Source organism: Alteromonas sp. PRIM-21 (assembly GCF_027563165.1).
Taxonomy (GTDB): domain Bacteria; phylum Pseudomonadota; class Gammaproteobacteria; order Enterobacterales; family Alteromonadaceae; genus Alteromonas; species Alteromonas macleodii_A.
The window spans coordinates 261,404-277,112 of the sequence record NZ_JADOEK010000002.1 but is presented as its reverse complement, the minus strand read 5'-3'; the positions used below and the strand labels follow the sequence as shown (position 1 = coordinate 277,112).

Genomic DNA, 15,709 nt, shown 5'->3' with positions numbered 1-15,709 from the left:
AAATGTGTAACGTAAGAAATGGCAATAACGCCACCACTAACCAGTGTGAACATCGAGCACTAAATTATGAAAAAGCACCAATCAGCAGCACTTAAAATATTGAAAGGCACATCATCATTTCAAACGTCTAAGCGCAGTCTCGCTGTTAGTGCGGCCTGTATTAGCTTAGGGCTAGGTTTAAGTGCACATGCGAACGCATATCATGAAGACAATTCAACACCGCAAACCAGTGACCAAGTGCAAATGAATACCACCCCCACACTTGCAACGCTCACCAACTACCAAAAAAACGCGCCCTTTATGTACTCTTCAGGCTTGCCTGATGCCTCTCACCTTTCTTTGCTAAAAGAGGAAGGGGTGACACACGTTATAGATTTGATCCCAGGAAATCGATCGAGTGAGATTTTAACTACCTCAGAATTAGGCCTCGACTACTTTAATGTGCCCGTTGATTGGGAAGCTCCTACGTTGGCTAACTTTTTAAATTACGCGGCATTTATGCAAAGCGTAGATGTTAAGAAGGACAAGGTACTCACTCACTGTAAACTGAATTGGCGGGGGGCTGCTTTTACCTACCTTTATAGAATTAACGTACTGGGTGAAAGTGAACAAACCGCAAAAACAGACCTTATGGCCATTTGGCACCCCAACCCTACATGGTACGCCTTTATGAACGAAGTTATCACCCACTACAATGGGGTAAACGGCAAACAAGTAGCGATGTCATTTGAGGCCGCCGTTCCTGAAAGCCAATGAATTTAAGCGATCCCTTAGTTAGCTTTTAAACCACTTCATTCCTATTACACATATATGAAATTTCAGATGCGTTATTGACACATACGGAATTTCATATACGATGCATCACATACGAAATTTCATATGTGATGATTTTTATGTCGAATTGTTGTGAACCCGCGCAATTAGCGCCCCTAGCATTTTTTAAATGCCTGTCAGAAGACACTCGCTTGAAGACGCTACTCATGCTTAGCGTAAAAGGCGAGCTATGCGTGTGCGACCTCACCGATGCGCTTCAACTAAGCCAGCCGAAAATTTCGCGACACCTTGCAGATTTACGTAAATGCGGTTTAGTGCTCGATACCCGTAAGGGCAAATGGGTGTATTACCAACTTCATCCTGACTTACCTGCTTGGGCACTAGACGTTATCAAAAACACGGCGTCGAATAATAGTGCATACATCGAAGAGGCATTAGCGAATTTGTCCTGCGAGAATTGCTAACTCCTACGTAGTGTGGTGCAAATCAATAGTGATGATTGCATCTTGGTAAGCCGCCAGTTTTCTATTTTTCAATATTTTTTCAACTTTTTGATAGCTATTCAAAATAGCGTCAGCCATTTAAATAAGGTTTTTATATGAAAATTTTATACATTTGTACGCACAACCGTTGCCGCAGTATTCTTTGCGAAGCCATCACTAACGCTTCTAACGGTAATGTAGAAGCGCGTAGTGCTGGCAGCCAGCCTGTCGGTGAAGTACACCCTCTTTCTCTTAAATACCTTGCAGAGCGCGGATTTGATACAAACGGACTTCAAAGCCAGTCATGGGATGAATTTGAAGATTATGACGCTGATCTTGTCGTCACCGTTTGTGATTCAGCGGCGGGTGAATCATGCCCCGTTTATTTCGGCAAATCACTTAAGGTGCACTGGGGCTTAGAAGACCCATCTAAGTTAGAAGGTAGCGAACAAGAAAAAGCCGAAGCATTCAACAACACCATCGATATTATTGAAAAGCGTGTGGCGGCATTAGCAGAGCTTGCTGAGAAAAACTTAGATAAAACAGCGTTTAAAGAGGCGCTATCAAAACTAGGCGCCCAGTAAAGAGTAAAGGTAAATCAATGGAACAGAAAATATCAACAGCTGAAAGCCCCTCTGATAACGCAGTAATGGAGCAAATGCACAAGCCGATTATGGCTAACTTTGCATCAAGGTTTTCAGATCACAAGCCGCGCATTTTGTTACTTTACGGTTCGCTTAGAGAGCGCTCTTACAGCCGTCTAGTTATAGAAGAGTCAGCGCGTTTGCTTGAATACTTTGGCGCAGAGGCCAAAATTTTTGACCCTCGCGGTTTGCCGCAGCCAGATACTGAAGATGATTCACATCCGAAAGTTAAGGAGCTACGCGAGCTTATGATGTGGTCTGAAGGTCAAATTTGGTGCTCACCTGAGCGTCACGGCAGCATGACCGGCATTATGAAAAGTATGATCGACTGGGTACCGCTTAGTCTTGGTGGCGTGCGCCCTACTCAAGGCAAAACGCTGGCCATTATGCAGGTATCAGGCGGTTCACAATCATTCAATGCGGTAAATCAAATGCGTATTTTAGGACGCTGGATGCGCATGCTAACCATCCCTAACCAGTCTTCTGTGGCAAAAGCGTTTTTAGAATTTGAAGACGATGGTCGCATGAAGCCGTCACCTTACTACAACCGCATTGTGGATGTAGTTGAAGAACTGGTGAAATTCACATTGCTTACCCGCGACAACAAAGACTTTCTTGTTGATCGCTACTCTGAGCGCGTTGAAAGCGCAGAGGAAGTAAGCAAACGTGTTAATCAAAAATCGTTGTAAAACTGAGACAAGGTAAGCAGAAATGGGTTTCTTTGAACGTTATTTATCAGTGTGGGTTGGCCTTTGCATTATTGCAGGTGTGGGCCTAGGCTATGCTTTGCCTGGCCTATTCGAGTCTATTGCAGCGCTTGAATATGCACACGTAAACCTTGTAGTGGCTGTACTTATTTGGCTAATGATATACCCAATGATGGTGCAAATAGACTTTGGCTCTATTAAAGATGTGGGTAAAAAGCCAAAAGGCCTGGTGCTAACCCTTGTGGTTAACTGGCTTATCAAGCCTTTCACTATGGCGCTATTAGGCTGGCTATTCTTTAAAGGTATTTTTGCCGACTGGGTAGACCCGCAAACTGCCACTGAATACATTGCAGGTATGATTTTACTTGGCGTCGCTCCTTGTACTGCCATGGTTTTTGTATGGAGCCACCTTACCAAAGGAGATGCTAACTACACCCTAGTTCAGGTATCAATTAACGACTTGATTATGGTCGTTGCCTTTGCCCCGCTTACCGCTATGCTGTTGGGTGTAACAGACATCACGGTTCCGTGGGACACGCTGCTACTGTCTGTAGCCCTCTATGTAGTATTGCCATTGGTAGCGGGTTATATCACGCGCCGCCACTTGGAAAACAAAAACAACAGCACGCAGAAACTAGGTTCAGGAAATGACGCGGTCGACGCGCTAGTAAGTAAATTTAAACCGTTTTCAGTAATTGGCTTGCTGCTTACTATTGTTATTTTGTTTGGCCTTCAAGCAGAAACTATATTATCGCAGCCCCAGGATATCGTGCTTATTGCGATCCCCCTGCTGATACAAACTTACGGTATTTTTGCTATTGCCTACTTTGCCGCAAAGCGTATGAAGCTGCCGCACAATGTAGCTGCACCGGCATGTATGATTGGTACATCGAACTTTTTCGAGTTGGCGGTAGCCGTAGCCATTTCACTATTTGGTTTACACAGCGGCGCTGCACTTGCCACTGTGGTGGGTGTATTAGTTGAAGTGCCCGTTATGCTTTCGCTAGTATGGTTTGCCAACAAAACTCGCCACTGGTTTGACTAAACAGTATTTTTAAAAACCTGTACCGGTGAAATCGCGGAAATAAAAAAGGCGAGCCTATGGCTCGCCCTTTTCATTTTTTAAATTCTTAAACCGCAATTGGCGTTTTATAAGTATCGGGAAGAATGAAACCAAAGCGTTGTAGAACCGACGTAAGTTCGTCGCGCTTAATTGGCTTTTCAATAAAACCTAATGCGCCCAATGACATCACTTTCTCTTGCATCAATGGCTGAATATCACCTGAAATAACAATGACAAAAGTCTCAAGTTTGCGGCGTTTAATTTCGCTCAACACGCTGAGACCGCCCAGCACAGGCATTGTTAAATCTAATAATACAAGGTCAATAGTATGATGTGCTAATACTTCTAGAGCGTCCATACCATTTGACACTTCATAAATAGCTTCAGCGAACCCACTAGGCAAGTTACTTCTAGCCATTTTCCGTGCAAGCGCTGAATCGTCACAAATTAGAATATTAAAACCCATCAACTACAATCTTATAATTGGTTACTAATCCACCATTAGAATACATTAAACGAAAGTATAAGAAAATAATAAAAACATAGAATTATTGGCTACTTACTCGATAACTACACCAAACTCCCCTCTCTTAATAGCATGTTTTGTGGTAGATATAAGGCGTAATAAAAAAGGAAAACATCCCTATGCAAGAGTTAGCTGCAAGCCAGGACAAAAACTTGGTGAGAAAAGTTGCCTATCAGATTCTGTCTCATTTCGATAAGAGTTACCGGTGGTTCACCCGAATTACACGGGGCGCTCAAGAAAGATTTGAAAAGGGTAATTGGAAAGAAACTCAGCTAGCCTCTAAAGAGCGCATTACTATTTATGAACAAAGCCTTTCAGATGCTGTTGCCGAAATTTATCAGCTTACTCAGGTCCACCAAAAAGATGATGCTTTCTGGCAAGAGCTTAAAAAAGTGTTTGCGCTACAGCTTGAAGGCCACCCGCAGTTTGAATTGGCCGAAACCTTTTATAACTCAGTGATTGGCCGCTTGTTTAAGCACAGAAAAATAGACAACGACATGATGTTTGTGCTGCCTAGCCGCTGCTTTTTGCCTGGGCAAGACAGAGACAAAGTAGTCAACAGCTTTGACACCACCACTACCGTACGTGAGATGTACGAGTCGATATTCAAAATTTATCGATACAATATTCCGTTTGAAAACTTTGAACGGGACTTACAAAACCTCGAGACGGCCTTGCGCGCACGATTAAACAAAGAGCAACTAGCCAGTGTACAAGCCGTTGAGATCCTTAAGCCTACTTTTTTTCGTGGTAAAGCGGCTTATTTGATTGGTCGCATTTGTATGCCTGACGAAACCCTGCCGTTTGTCATCGCCATGCGAAGATACAACGAGCCACATATGTTCGTTGATGCCCTTCTGACCGACCGCAAAGATCTAAGCGTCATTTTTGGTTTTGCCCGTAGCTATTTTATGGCCGACACACAAAACCCGGCCGAGGTTGCCGCTTTTTTACAAGAGTTATTGCCGAATAAAAAACACTTTGAACTGTATATGTCTATGGGGCATTACAAACACGGTAAAACGGTGTTTTATCGGAATTTCTTACAGCATATGGACGAATCGAGTGACAAGTTCGAAGCTGCGCCGGGCATCCGAGGGTTGGTGATGATGGTTTTCCATCTCCCCTCTTACGGTGTTGTTTTTAAAATTATCAAAGATGAATTTGCAGAAAGTAAGAAAATCACTCGTGAGCACGTAAAAGAATGCTACAAGTTAGTGAAGATGTCAGATCGTGTTGGCCGAATGGCTGACACCCATGAATACGTTAATTTTAGGTTCCCATTAGATAGAATTGAACCCGAGCTTATTGAAGAACTAAAGGAAACTTGTGCATCGAGTTTAGAATTTACTGAGACAGAACTTATCATCAAGCACATGTACATTGAGCGGAAAATGACGCCGCTAAATATATACCTTCAAGAAGAAACCGACGATGAAAAAATAACCCGTGCGCTTGATGAGCTGGGTTTATGTATTAAGCAAATTGCCATGGCAAATATCTTTCCCGGCGATATGCTGCATAAAAACTTTGGTATTACCCGTCACGGCCGCGTGATCTTCTATGACTATGATGAAATTTGTTTAATGAACGAGCGTAATTTCAGGGAGTTGCCAAAATCCGATGACCCCTATGCTATTGATACACTCTCAGTAGCACCTAACGACGTATTTCCTGAACAATTTGAGCACTTCATCGTTGGTAAGCGAAAGTTCAAAGATATACTTAAGTCATTGCACGGCGACTTAATGACACCTGAGTACTGGCACGGCGTACAAAAGAAGTGTGCCCGTGGAGATGTGCAGCATTTTACCCCTTATAACCCAAGCATGCGTTTTGACAAAGGTGAATAGGTTGAAAGCGCGAATAAATAGCATCTTTCCTATCACCTTAACCCAACGTTCGAGGGGACAAAGAGCTTTATATACAAGGACAAATTTTAGCTACATGCGAAAAAGCTTAAAAGTGATCGTTTTAAGACATATAGCTCGTAAAAGAGGCAAAGCGATATTGCTTTTTGACTGCTTGCTCTCGCCTGCTGCTTGTTAAATACCGCATATAGGTATCAGCAACGCCAGACAAGTGTGTGAATATAGATAAACAGAAGAATCCTGATAATGAAAGTGCTACTTGTAGAAGATGATCCAAAGGTTGCCTCGCACATTGCAAATGGACTATTGGGCGAAGGGCATGAATGTATTACTGTAGGTGATGGAACATCAGGCTACCAGCAAGCCGCTAGTAACGAACTAGACGCGGTAATCCTAGACGTAATGTTACCCGAACTCGATGGTTTCACTGTGCTTGAGAAGCTTCGCGAAGAAGGTAACACGACACCTGTTTTATTACTAAGCGCCAAGAGCCAAGTTGAAGATAAGGTCAAAGGCCTTCGCACCGGCGCTAACGACTACCTAACCAAACCGTTCGCCTTTGAGGAACTACTTGCTCGCGTAGAAGGTTTGGCTGGTCGCAATAAAGAAAGCGAAGACAAAACCTTGATAAAAGTTGGCGATCTAACGCTAGACTTGGTTAACCGTAAAGTATTGCGTGGCGATCAAGAAATTGACCTTCAATCAAAGGAATTCCAACTGCTTGAATGTCTACTTCGTCATAAAGGTAAAGTTGTGACGCGAAGCATGTTGCTTGAACAGGTTTGGAATTATCATTTCGACCCCCAAACTAACGTGATTGATGTTCACATTAGCCGCCTGCGTCAGAAAGTGGATAAAGCGTTCAATGTGCCACTTATTGAAACGGTAAGAGGAACGGGCTACCGCATAGCGGACGGGCTTGCATGATAGCAATACGCGACTTTACGCGTAGTTCTAGTTTTCGCGTAGGCGTATTGCTCACCACTCTTGCTTGTATTGCCATTGTTTTAATTGTTTATTTTTGGCGATTAACGAGCAGCGACTTGTTCATTTCTGAGTCTAATGCTGCCGTTAATGCCAAAGCGAACGCGCTTGTAACGCTTTATGAAAACCTAGGTATTGATGCCGTTAAGTCGGCCATTATAAGCGACAATAACCAACCTCCTTCTGGCGCGAAAACACCCTCTTCTTCATTCGAAAATTTGCGGTCATTTGTCGTACTGAGCAAAGATGAGCAAGTAGTTGCGGGGAACTTAGCATCTATCCCACTGGTATTAGAGCGGCACAAAGGGGCCAACTTTGATACTGCAGAAATTGTTATTACTCGACCTAACAGCTCATCAAGGAAAACCTTGCGCCAAGCATTGATGAGGGAAGATGTACTTGGGGACTATACCCTCTATGTTGGGCGTGGTATCGATGACTTATATAGCGCGCAGTGGTTTGGCAAAACCTTTAGCTGGATCATTGTCGTGTTGCTTTGTGCCTTAAGTATTCTAAGCTTCGCTATTGCCGTGTATGTGGTCAATCGAATTAACCGCATGTCTCAAACTGCCGATAAGATTATAAAGACTGGCAACCTTGAAGAACGGCTAGAGATTGATAGCAATTGGGACGACCTCAGCAGTCTTTCTTTCGTTTTCAATCAAATGCTGGACACCATTGAAAGCTCGGTCAATAACATCAAGTCAGTCACAGACAGTATTGCTCACGACCTGCGCACACCGCTTTCAAGGCTTCGTAACACGCTAGAAAGAATTGAAGACGATCAGCTTCGAGAAGACACTACACAAGAAGCAGATAACCTTCTGAATATGTTTAATAGTTTATTGCGCATAAGCGGTCTTGAAACCACGAATAAGAAAGAGGGTTTCTGTAGTACCGATGCCAGAGCTATTGTAGAAGACGTGGTCGACCTTTATCATCCCCTAGCCGAGGAGCGTAACATTCAGCTGTCCAGTCAGCTTGAAAGCGTTACTATGCTTGCCGACCCTAACTTACTTTTCCAAGCCGTAGCCAACGTATTAGACAATGCTATCAAGTACTCGAATGAGGATAGTATGGTTACTGTACAGCTAACGACTACACCTCGCCATATTGTTATTGCCGTTAATGACGCAGGAATAGGCGTTGGCGAGCACGAAATTTTAAATTTAGAGCGTCGTTTTTATCGCGCTGATGGCAGCAGAACAAGCAAAGGGAATGGGTTAGGCTTATCGCTTGTCTCGGCAATAGTGAAGCTGCACGATGGTCAAACTTGGTTTGTACACGACCCGTTAATGCACGGAAACGGGCTGGGTGTTGTTTTTTGTTTTCCCATTAGTCTGCGTCAAAATTAGCTAGTCTGACTCAGTAAAAAATAGGTACTATCTAGATACCAAGTGCGCTAAGTTGTACTCGTCAAATTTACTCTTCTTTTTCTTTTTCCGAATGCTGACCTATAGATAATACAGGTCAGCAAAATTTCCAGATCGGCGAGCATTCCAGAGCTATAATTGCAAATTATCAATCAGTTTGCTTCTGCATAAAAATAGTAACTTCGGCCATCACAATACCGAACTTACGAATGTACGAACGGTTCATCATGGTAGTGTCATCGAAAGCCCAAAACCAGTCATCAAACGTTACTGAATAGGTCGTATCGTCTACCGGTAAATCCATCTCGTAGTGAAAATTAAATGCATTGCCGTAGCTGGTGCCTTTTGCAGGCCCTTCAATATCACTCGCTTTGCCTACAAAGGTGCCATCGCTCTGCTTTACAATAGTCCATGTGCGGGATTTTGGACCTTCGCCAACCCCATATTCAAAGCTTTCATCAAGTGTCAGGGTATCGCCCTCTATTGAGCCATCAATGTTTACCACAAACCTTTGTACCACCTCACCTGAGCGGTTTTGTACTATGCCCCACGCCTTAACGTTTCCATCGAAAAACTGCTCAATATCGAAAACCGGAGATACCGACTGATAGTCTTCACCATCGACTGACACAGAACATCCAGATAGCCCTACCATGGTCAATGCTGCAAACCCTACTCCTAAACATAACTTCATCATATTTTTTATCATTTTACTTATCCTGCTCAACTAACCCTGCTTGGTTTTATTTCTATAAAATCACTAAGCTAATCTTTTCCGAGTAACTTTTTTCTAAACTTAGGTTCCGACGTTTCATCACTTAACCAGATATCAAAAAAACGCTGCGTAAAAGTTTTGTCACTTATCTCATCAGCTTTTTCGCCGTTTACGTAAAACACGCTTGTGCCTTCTTTCGTTGCGATCCCCGTAATGACATCGCCTTCACTAACGTCAGGAAAGATACGCTCCATTAGCGATAGCCATTTATCAGCATCTTCGGCAGCGATATCTCCTTGTTTTTTCATTTCATCAATAGAGCGCTCGGCAATCTTTTTTCCTTCAAGATCCCGTTGGTAGGTCAAACGAAGTGCAAAAGGAGGCTTATCAGCGTATTTACCTTCAGAAGCAAAAAGCTCACCGGTATATACGTCCCAAAAGTAGTAAGAAAACATGCCTTTCCCCACTAGTTTCGCATTGGGAACATATTCATTAATGTTTTCTGAATCATACTCTTGCGCAGAGGCGTTATTTGACATGGTTAGACCGCTCAGTGATATGGAAACAAACATAGCAAAGGTGAATGCCGCGGCTGTTTTATTAACGTGAGACGTAGAAAAAGCGCTAGCGTTTTTTACGTAATGAAGAAACCATGATGGGGTATAAATAACAGGTTTTCGTAGAAAACCGTTTTTCTTAGTAACCATAAAAATGCTCTTATAAAGCGTAATAAAAATTACAGGTCTTTTATTGAATTTCTATCTGGTTATACTCTTGCCAATGTCCAATTGATCAACTGTCCCTAGGCTCTCATCGTGCTTTCCCTTGATGAATTTAAAACGTCACTCACTCTCCCCTCGCCTCTTATTCCTTTCAAACCGAACTGGGAGGGTGCAAGCAAGGTATCGCTTTATGTTAAGCGTGACGATGCTATTCACGCTGTGATGTCAGGAAACAAATGGCGAAAGCTAAGCCATGCACTAACTAGCCCTTTGCCAAACCACGTCATCAGTTTCGGCGGCGGCTTTTCTAACCACCTTCATGCGTTAGGGTTTGCTTGTTACAAACTTGGTATTCCCTTTACCGCCATTATTCGCGGCGACTACAGTGCTGCACCATCGCCAATGATTAAGGATTTGATGCAGTGGAAGACTCGCATCGAATATGTAAACAGAATTACCTACAAAAAGCGTAACGATAATACTTATTTAGATGAACTAAAGCTGGAGTTCCCCAATGCGATTATCATTCCTGAAGGTGGAAGCCAGGCCCTAGCGCTTCAGGGGATAAAAGATATGGTCGATGAAATCGAGGTAGACTTCGATTTTATCGTTGCCCCTGTCGCAAGCGGCGCCACATTGGCGGGAATTGTAAATGCATTAAATAAACGTAATAGTTTAATGGCTACTGACTTTCGTTCTCGCAGCAAAGCCATTGGCATAGGCGTACTAAAAGGTGAAGGCTATCTAGAGGGGTTGGTTGAGCAATTTCTTCCAATAACTAACCAAGCAAATTGGCATATTGATCATAGCTACCATTTTGGTGGCTACGCCAAAGCGCCAAGTGAGCTTCAAACCTTTTGCAACGATTTCAATAACACTATGGAATTTGAAATAGAGCCAGTTTACTCGGGCAAAGCTTTCTGGGCCGTTAAAGATATGCTGGCTAAAAGTAAGTTTGAAGACGGTTCACGCATCGTCGTACTGCACACAGGTGGTTTACAAGGTGCAAGGTAAGACTTTGTTATAACAAAACATTGTTTTAACTACATATGAGTGATACAACTAAATTTGTGAGCATGCTCACAATACTCATAAATAATAAACTAACGATAACAACAAGAAGTTTGTCGCAGGATGCGGCATATAAACTAAAGCTTGCTACCTGCAAACTTCATCAAGGAATGATTATGAAAGATATTTTCTTCTTCGACTCAATGCTAACCCCTAAAATTATCACTTTCGTGTACTGGCTATTGCTTCTAGCGTCGGTTGTAAGTGGCGTAACAACAATGTTTGTGGGGTACGACGCGAGTTTTGTATACGGCCTATTTATTATCGTGTCTGGCTGTATTGGCGCAAGAATCTGGTGTGAACTACTTATCGTTCTCTTCAAAATTCACAGCAATCTTCAAAAAATTGCGAATAAAGAGTAACTTTATCTCCTAGTAAGGGTGCTGCTTTACGCAGTACCCTTAGTAATAAAAGAATTACCTGAAGCTAAAAATCACGCTGCTTCAACCGTCTCCGTATAACGTGTTAGTGTATCTAAATATTCCAGTTTACGATTTTCAGGAAGCCAACTGGTTTTAAAGCTGTTCTCAACGAGCGTCACCAAGTCCTCTTTACTAAACTGCCCTTCTTCTTGTAACGCTACCAAGTTTTCATTTAAGTAAGCTCTAAAATAAGAAGGGTCATCCGAATTGATACTAGGCAGTAACCCTTTTTGCAGCATCTGTTTCAATTCACTAGAGGTGAGTGATTGAACTACAAATTTGTTCGAAACAGGACAAACCGTTAGCCCCAATTTTTTTGATTTTGCAAGCTCGCATAAAGCATCAGATTCGAGAATATTTACACCATGATCAATCCTGTCGACCTTAATATCCTCTATTACCTGGCGAATGTGCTCTAGCGTATTGTCTTGATTAACATCACAGTGCATTGTCAGTTTAAGGCCCCATGCACGCGCCTTTGAAAACACCTCGGCAAACTTCAATGGTGGGTTATTTTTCTCATCAGAATCAAGGCCTACTCCTATTAGTTTATCAAGATGAGGCTCAGCCATATTTAAGTGCTTCATTGCTGATTCTGCGGACATGTCTCGTAAAAAACATAAGATAAGCTGGCTTTCTATGCCTAATTCAGAAAGCGCATCTTTCTGCGCTGCATGTATACCGTTGATAACGGTATCGAAATGCACACCTCGTACTGTATGAGCCTGTGGGTCAAAGAAGAGCTCTACATAAACTATGTTCTGCGCTGCTGCTCTCTTGAGGTATGCCATAGTGAGTTGGTAGAAGTCGTCCTCTTCTATGAGTACGCTCATACCGGCATAGTAAATATCAAGGAAAGACGGTAAATCGTAAAAATCATACGCATTTATCATTTCTTCAGGTGTTTTTGCTTTTAGTGCAACCTTATTTTTCTGTGCCAAAGCAAAACTTAGTTCGGGCTCTAACGTACCTTCGATATGAACGTGAAGCTCGGCTTTTGGCATTTTTTCTATAAATTCTTTCATTTTAACTCCACTACTACTGAGCGCCTTTTCAATTTCTGTAAAAACTTGGCGAGCATGATTTTGTCAACTAGAAAGAATCAAACTGCAAAAAATGCGCCCGGAGAAGTACCAACCTGGGCACTTCACTTTTGCTCAGCATTCACGGGGTTTAGTTAACGTTCTATTTCCGCTTCGCTGTATCTAGCGCGGCTTCATGCTTTAACTTGGTGCGTTAGCGAATATTAAATCGTGCAAACTGAAAGTTTTGGTTGCGTCATACCTTTGATGTACTAAAGACATTGCATCAATCTGCAACAGGATAGCCAAACAACCTTTTCAACTTTGCTTTTATTCCTTTTGCCTGCTGAAGCTGTTCACGAAGCACACATAATTGACTGAAGTTAGCGCTTAGGGGGTTATCATCAGGCATCTTTCCAACGATGCCGTATTTTATCGATATCGTTTTGTCTTCTTTAACAAATGTGCCGAATAACTTATCCCAGATAATAAGCACCCCACCGTAGTTTTTATCGATATAAGGCTTATTGGTTGCATGGTGAATGCGGTGATGAGTGGGTGTGTTGAAGATATGCTCTGCCCAGCCTAAATGACCAATCGTTTGTGTATGTACAAAAAACTGATAAGCAAGATTTATTGCGACAATGGCAAAGACAAGGCTGGGAGAAAAACCAATAAGTATCATTGGCACCCAGAACAGCCACATGCCCACGACTGGGTACAAAATACTTTGTCTAAATGCTGTGGTGAAATTCATTTTTGTTGAGCTGTGATGCACCACATGGGCCAGCCAAAACCAGTGTATGTTGTGTGAAGCCCGATGAAACCAGTAGTATAAAAAGTCTTGTAGGATAAACCCTGCAAAAAGCGATACTGCCGTAAGCTCTATGTTAAATAGAGAAAACTGGTGCAGCCATAGAAACAAAGGCATTAGTAGTAATAGGACCAAAGCATCAGAGCCCTGATGAAGCAGTGCAAGTAAGGCATTATTCACGCTGTCTTTTACATTATAAAACTGGCGTGCCTTTTTGAACTCCACAAAAACACATAGTAAGAAAACCGGGCTCAAGCCAAGCAAAATAAGTTCAACGGGGATCAAAACGTGCTCCTAACTTATTCAAACATTGCTCTATGTCGTGTTGTAAAAGGCGTGTTAGTAGCCAGTTGGGTATATACCAAGGCGCGCAACAGCTAATGCGATAAGAAACTTTGGTTAGGCTACCCTGTGCAAAAAATCTGATAACTCCCCGATGATCTTTTACTGGAAAGTTATCAACAACACGATATTCAATACCGCCTGTGTCTGCTTTCACAATCTCTTCTTTAAAGCTGACGCCTAGAATATTCACTTCTCTCACGCAGCCCACTCCGCCACTTACTTCACTATTATTTGCTGCCCTTAATACCTTAAACGAAGCGTTAAAGAAGTCGCTTAAATCCTGGTGGTCAAGCAGCGTATCGCGAAGCTCTTGTGGCGTTGCATTAATAATTCTTTGGTAGTGAACGTCAACCATTTACGATATGTCCTCTTCTCATGGCTATTAGCATAAATTGACATTCATATTTGATCTTGCGTTAATACGTCATGATTTTTGTTATTTTGCGACATACCTATGCCATCAGTTTCTTTTGCCTATATTCAAAGTATAGAAAGCTATTTAACTAGCTTAGAAGTTGATACAAAAGAACTGTCGCGACTCACAAAAAAGCATAGCTCACTTTCAGGTTCTCCCCGTGTTTGCATGGAAGCCTATATCGAGTTGTTAAACCAAGGTGCATCGCTCACCAATAATTCATTATTTGGGTTTGAGTTAGGCAAACATATTCAGGCAAAAGATTATGGGGTGTTGGGTTACCTCGTTGAAAGTTGCGAAAATTTAGCTCAAGCCATAGGGGCGCTTACTCGGTTTGATGCGCTAGTCGCGGACATCGGCACAACAAACGTATTTTTTGAGACTGATAATGCCCGTGTTGAATGGGTGCCTAAAAACTTAGATTGCAAACAAATGGTATTGCGCAATACCACCGCGTGGGTAGCGACCGTTTATAAAATATTGGGTTCGGCCTGCCAATTAAATGCGATTTCCTTTACTTTCTCTTTAAGTACATTGGAAAAGAATACGTTAGCCCAGTGGTTTAACTGCGAGGTGATTGATTGTGCCCGCACTAACGCCATTATTTTTCCCCTACACTTACTGCATGTTCCGTTTACCAGTGAAAATAAGGCTATGTTCAGCGCGCTTATAGAAGTGACAGAAAAAGAGATGAACGAATGCAAAGAGGAAAGGTTTGCTCAAACCAATAGACGCCATTTTAACCTTAATTCTCATGAAGATATCGCCCACAAAGTCGTTTCGCTTTTAAACGCTAACCCTACGCTAAAGGGCTGTAATCAAAAGCGTATGGCTGAAGCGCTGTTCATAAGCTCACGCACACTGCAGCGGAAGTTGAAGCAAAGTAACACCAGCTTTCAGCAAATTCTTGATCGTGAGCGCAAATCTCGTTTAGACGATCTTCTTAAACAATACTCTATTGCCGACACCGCAGATTTACTGGGGTTTCAAGAGCAATCATCCTTTACCCACGTGTTTAAAAAGTGGTTTTCCACCACACCGCTTAAGTATCAAAAACAGCTAATATCAAAAGAGTAGCCATGTCTCGCTATTAACCCTCGGCGCAGGCGCTATTTTTGGTTCGAGAAAAGATGCCTGCCTTATAAGCTTTTAGTCTGAATAGGCATTTTTTTACTATCAAAATTATGATTATTAAACTAATGTGACTGGGAACGCGTAGGTATTATCAGGTGTACAGCAACGCTAACTCACAGGAGATACGCTATGATCGACCGTCCAGTTACATTGCCAACGCAGTTAAATGCACTCGTATCAAAGTCACTAAATCTATGTGAGCTTATGTTACCCGTGTGTGATGTGTTTTATCCTTTTGCTGCTATTTATGAAAATGGTCGCATCGGCTGTATATTTGCCGACGAGACCGGAACAAAAAAGCGCGAGTCACAGCTTATTGAACAGCTTCAGTGGCGTATAATCGATACCACCACAGATACAAACAGTTACAGTGTCTTAGTGTATGCTGCGGCAGTTAACACTCAAGACAGTAAAACGGTTGATGCTATTGCCATTGCAACTGCAACACCAAATCACGAAGAACGACTTATTCTTTACCCTTACTACAAAGTAGACAATAAAGTAGTAATTTCTCCGCCTATCGATACTGTAACCCGTTAGGGAAACAGCGGTAGGGAAAATGTTATTTTTTAAATCACCTAGTACAGACCGGTATCAGTTATTAAAGTAGTCTTTTGAGGTAGTG

18 protein-coding genes are annotated in these 15,709 nt (G+C 42.4%); 12 read left to right on the top strand and 6 right to left on the bottom strand.

From position 1 onward, the window contains the following. Window positions 1-66 precede the first annotated feature (66 nt). The 5 genes from IW644_RS05600 to arsB all read left to right on the top strand — a co-directional run bounded on the left by IW644_RS05600 (window position 67) and on the right by arsB (window position 3,652). Complete coding sequence (locus IW644_RS05600; RefSeq protein WP_269916768.1) at window positions 67-756, top strand: hypothetical protein; 690 nt, start codon at window positions 67-69, stop codon at window positions 754-756. Between the two features lie 128 nt (window positions 757-884). Beyond that, a complete protein-coding gene (locus tag IW644_RS05595; RefSeq protein WP_269916952.1) occupies window positions 885-1,238 on the top strand; it encodes a metalloregulator ArsR/SmtB family transcription factor in 354 nt (117 codons plus the stop codon). Between the two features lie 134 nt (window positions 1,239-1,372). Beyond that, window positions 1,373-1,840: an arsenate reductase ArsC gene (locus tag IW644_RS05590; protein WP_269916767.1), complete on the top strand. Its 468-nt coding sequence runs from the start codon at window positions 1,373-1,375 to the stop codon at window positions 1,838-1,840. Between the two features lie 74 nt (window positions 1,841-1,914). Further along, a complete protein-coding gene (gene arsH, locus IW644_RS05585; RefSeq protein ID WP_442864428.1) occupies window positions 1,915-2,589 on the top strand; it encodes an arsenical resistance protein ArsH in 675 nt (224 codons plus the stop codon). 22 nt (window positions 2,590-2,611) lie between these two features. Then, window positions 2,612-3,652 carry an ACR3 family arsenite efflux transporter gene (arsB, locus tag IW644_RS05580; protein ID WP_269916766.1) on the top strand — a complete coding sequence of 347 codons (1,041 nt, stop codon included), beginning with the start codon at window positions 2,612-2,614 and terminating at the stop codon, window positions 3,650-3,652. Between the two features lie 85 nt (window positions 3,653-3,737). Here arsB and IW644_RS05575 read toward each other — a convergent pair whose 3' ends face one another. Continuing rightward, window positions 3,738-4,136 carry a response regulator gene (locus IW644_RS05575; RefSeq protein ID WP_118492666.1) on the bottom strand — a complete coding sequence of 133 codons (399 nt, stop codon included), beginning with the start codon at window positions 4,134-4,136 and terminating at the stop codon, window positions 3,738-3,740. Between the two features lie 179 nt (window positions 4,137-4,315). On the opposite strand from IW644_RS05575, the gene aceK reads away from it, so the two are divergent. The 3 genes from aceK (at window position 4,316) to IW644_RS05560 (ending at window position 8,406) form a co-directional block, all read left to right on the top strand. Beyond that, window positions 4,316-6,049: a bifunctional isocitrate dehydrogenase kinase/phosphatase gene (aceK, locus tag IW644_RS05570; protein WP_269916765.1), complete on the top strand. Its 1,734-nt coding sequence runs from the start codon at window positions 4,316-4,318 to the stop codon at window positions 6,047-6,049. Window positions 6,050-6,313: 264 nt separating this feature from the next. Next, window positions 6,314-6,994 (top strand): response regulator transcription factor, encoded by a 681-nt coding sequence (locus IW644_RS05565; protein WP_269916764.1) that lies wholly within the window; start codon window positions 6,314-6,316, stop codon window positions 6,992-6,994. After that, window positions 6,991-8,406: a HAMP domain-containing sensor histidine kinase gene (locus IW644_RS05560; protein WP_269916763.1), complete on the top strand. Its 1,416-nt coding sequence runs from the start codon at window positions 6,991-6,993 to the stop codon at window positions 8,404-8,406. Before IW644_RS05565 ends, IW644_RS05560 begins: the two co-directional genes overlap by 4 nt. A gap of 166 nt (window positions 8,407-8,572) precedes the next feature. Here IW644_RS05560 and IW644_RS05555 read toward each other — a convergent pair whose 3' ends face one another. Further along, window positions 8,573-9,133 (bottom strand): DUF3833 domain-containing protein, encoded by a 561-nt coding sequence (locus IW644_RS05555; protein ID WP_269916762.1) that lies wholly within the window; start codon window positions 9,131-9,133, stop codon window positions 8,573-8,575. A 56-nt stretch (window positions 9,134-9,189) separates the two neighbouring features. Further along, the gene (locus tag IW644_RS05550) at window positions 9,190-9,846 is read right to left on the bottom strand and encodes a chalcone isomerase family protein (RefSeq protein WP_269916761.1); all 657 of its coding nucleotides are present in this window, start codon (window positions 9,844-9,846) and stop codon (window positions 9,190-9,192) included. Window positions 9,847-9,954: 108 nt separating this feature from the next. Between IW644_RS05550 and IW644_RS05545 the strand changes: the two genes are divergently transcribed. Both IW644_RS05545 and IW644_RS05540 read left to right on the top strand, forming a co-directional pair. Beyond that, on the top strand, window positions 9,955-10,875 hold the full coding sequence (locus IW644_RS05545; RefSeq protein ID WP_269916760.1) for a 1-aminocyclopropane-1-carboxylate deaminase/D-cysteine desulfhydrase: 921 nt from the start codon (window positions 9,955-9,957) through the stop codon (window positions 10,873-10,875). A 173-nt stretch (window positions 10,876-11,048) separates the two neighbouring features. Further along, entirely contained in the window at window positions 11,049-11,294 is a 246-nt protein-coding gene (locus IW644_RS05540; protein ID WP_118492654.1) for a DUF4282 domain-containing protein, read from the top strand. Between the two features lie 71 nt (window positions 11,295-11,365). Here the strand turns inward: IW644_RS05540 and add are convergent, their stop codons facing one another. The 3 genes from add to IW644_RS05525 all read right to left on the bottom strand — a co-directional run bounded on the left by add (window position 11,366) and on the right by IW644_RS05525 (window position 13,890). After that, window positions 11,366-12,379 (bottom strand): adenosine deaminase, encoded by a 1,014-nt coding sequence (gene add / locus IW644_RS05535; protein WP_269916759.1) that lies wholly within the window; start codon window positions 12,377-12,379, stop codon window positions 11,366-11,368. Window positions 12,380-12,662: 283 nt separating this feature from the next. Beyond that, entirely contained in the window at window positions 12,663-13,475 is an 813-nt protein-coding gene (locus IW644_RS05530) for a sterol desaturase family protein (protein ID WP_269916758.1), read from the bottom strand. Continuing rightward, the gene (locus IW644_RS05525) at window positions 13,462-13,890 is read right to left on the bottom strand and encodes an SRPBCC family protein (RefSeq protein ID WP_269916757.1); all 429 of its coding nucleotides are present in this window, start codon (window positions 13,888-13,890) and stop codon (window positions 13,462-13,464) included. Before IW644_RS05525 ends, IW644_RS05530 begins: the two co-directional genes overlap by 14 nt. 99 nt (window positions 13,891-13,989) lie before the next feature. Here IW644_RS05525 and IW644_RS05520 point away from each other — a divergent pair, with 99 nt between their 5' ends. Next, window positions 13,990-15,027, top strand: coding sequence for an AraC family transcriptional regulator (locus IW644_RS05520; RefSeq protein ID WP_269916756.1), 1,038 nt, complete (start codon window positions 13,990-13,992; stop codon window positions 15,025-15,027). Between the two features lie 186 nt (window positions 15,028-15,213). Then, the gene (locus tag IW644_RS05515) at window positions 15,214-15,624 is read left to right on the top strand and encodes a hypothetical protein (RefSeq protein WP_269916755.1); all 411 of its coding nucleotides are present in this window, start codon (window positions 15,214-15,216) and stop codon (window positions 15,622-15,624) included. Window positions 15,625-15,709 lie beyond the last annotated feature (85 nt).

Coding starts and splice junctions, on each gene's coding strand:
- IW644_RS05600 (WP_269916768.1), top strand. CDS start 67: ATGAAAAAGCACCAATCAGCAGCACTTAAAATATTGAAAGGCACATCA.
- IW644_RS05595 (WP_269916952.1), top strand. CDS start 885: ATGATTTTTATGTCGAATTGTTGTGAACCCGCGCAATTAGCGCCCCTA.
- IW644_RS05590 (WP_269916767.1), top strand. CDS start 1,373: ATGAAAATTTTATACATTTGTACGCACAACCGTTGCCGCAGTATTCTT.
- arsH (WP_442864428.1), top strand. CDS start 1,915: ATGCACAAGCCGATTATGGCTAACTTTGCATCAAGGTTTTCAGATCAC.
- arsB (WP_269916766.1), top strand. CDS start 2,612: ATGGGTTTCTTTGAACGTTATTTATCAGTGTGGGTTGGCCTTTGCATT.
- IW644_RS05575 (WP_118492666.1), bottom strand. CDS start 4,136: ATGGGTTTTAATATTCTAATTTGTGACGATTCAGCGCTTGCACGGAAA.
- aceK (WP_269916765.1), top strand. CDS start 4,316: ATGCAAGAGTTAGCTGCAAGCCAGGACAAAAACTTGGTGAGAAAAGTT.
- IW644_RS05565 (WP_269916764.1), top strand. CDS start 6,314: ATGAAAGTGCTACTTGTAGAAGATGATCCAAAGGTTGCCTCGCACATT.
- IW644_RS05560 (WP_269916763.1), top strand. CDS start 6,991: ATGATAGCAATACGCGACTTTACGCGTAGTTCTAGTTTTCGCGTAGGC.
- IW644_RS05555 (WP_269916762.1), bottom strand. CDS start 9,133: ATGATAAAAAATATGATGAAGTTATGTTTAGGAGTAGGGTTTGCAGCA.
- IW644_RS05550 (WP_269916761.1), bottom strand. CDS start 9,846: ATGGTTACTAAGAAAAACGGTTTTCTACGAAAACCTGTTATTTATACC.
- IW644_RS05540 (WP_118492654.1), top strand. CDS start 11,049: ATGAAAGATATTTTCTTCTTCGACTCAATGCTAACCCCTAAAATTATC.
- add (WP_269916759.1), bottom strand. CDS start 12,379: ATGAAAGAATTTATAGAAAAAATGCCAAAAGCCGAGCTTCACGTTCAT.
- IW644_RS05525 (WP_269916757.1), bottom strand. CDS start 13,890: ATGGTTGACGTTCACTACCAAAGAATTATTAATGCAACGCCACAAGAG.
- IW644_RS05520 (WP_269916756.1), top strand. CDS start 13,990: ATGCCATCAGTTTCTTTTGCCTATATTCAAAGTATAGAAAGCTATTTA.
- IW644_RS05515 (WP_269916755.1), top strand. CDS start 15,214: ATGATCGACCGTCCAGTTACATTGCCAACGCAGTTAAATGCACTCGTA.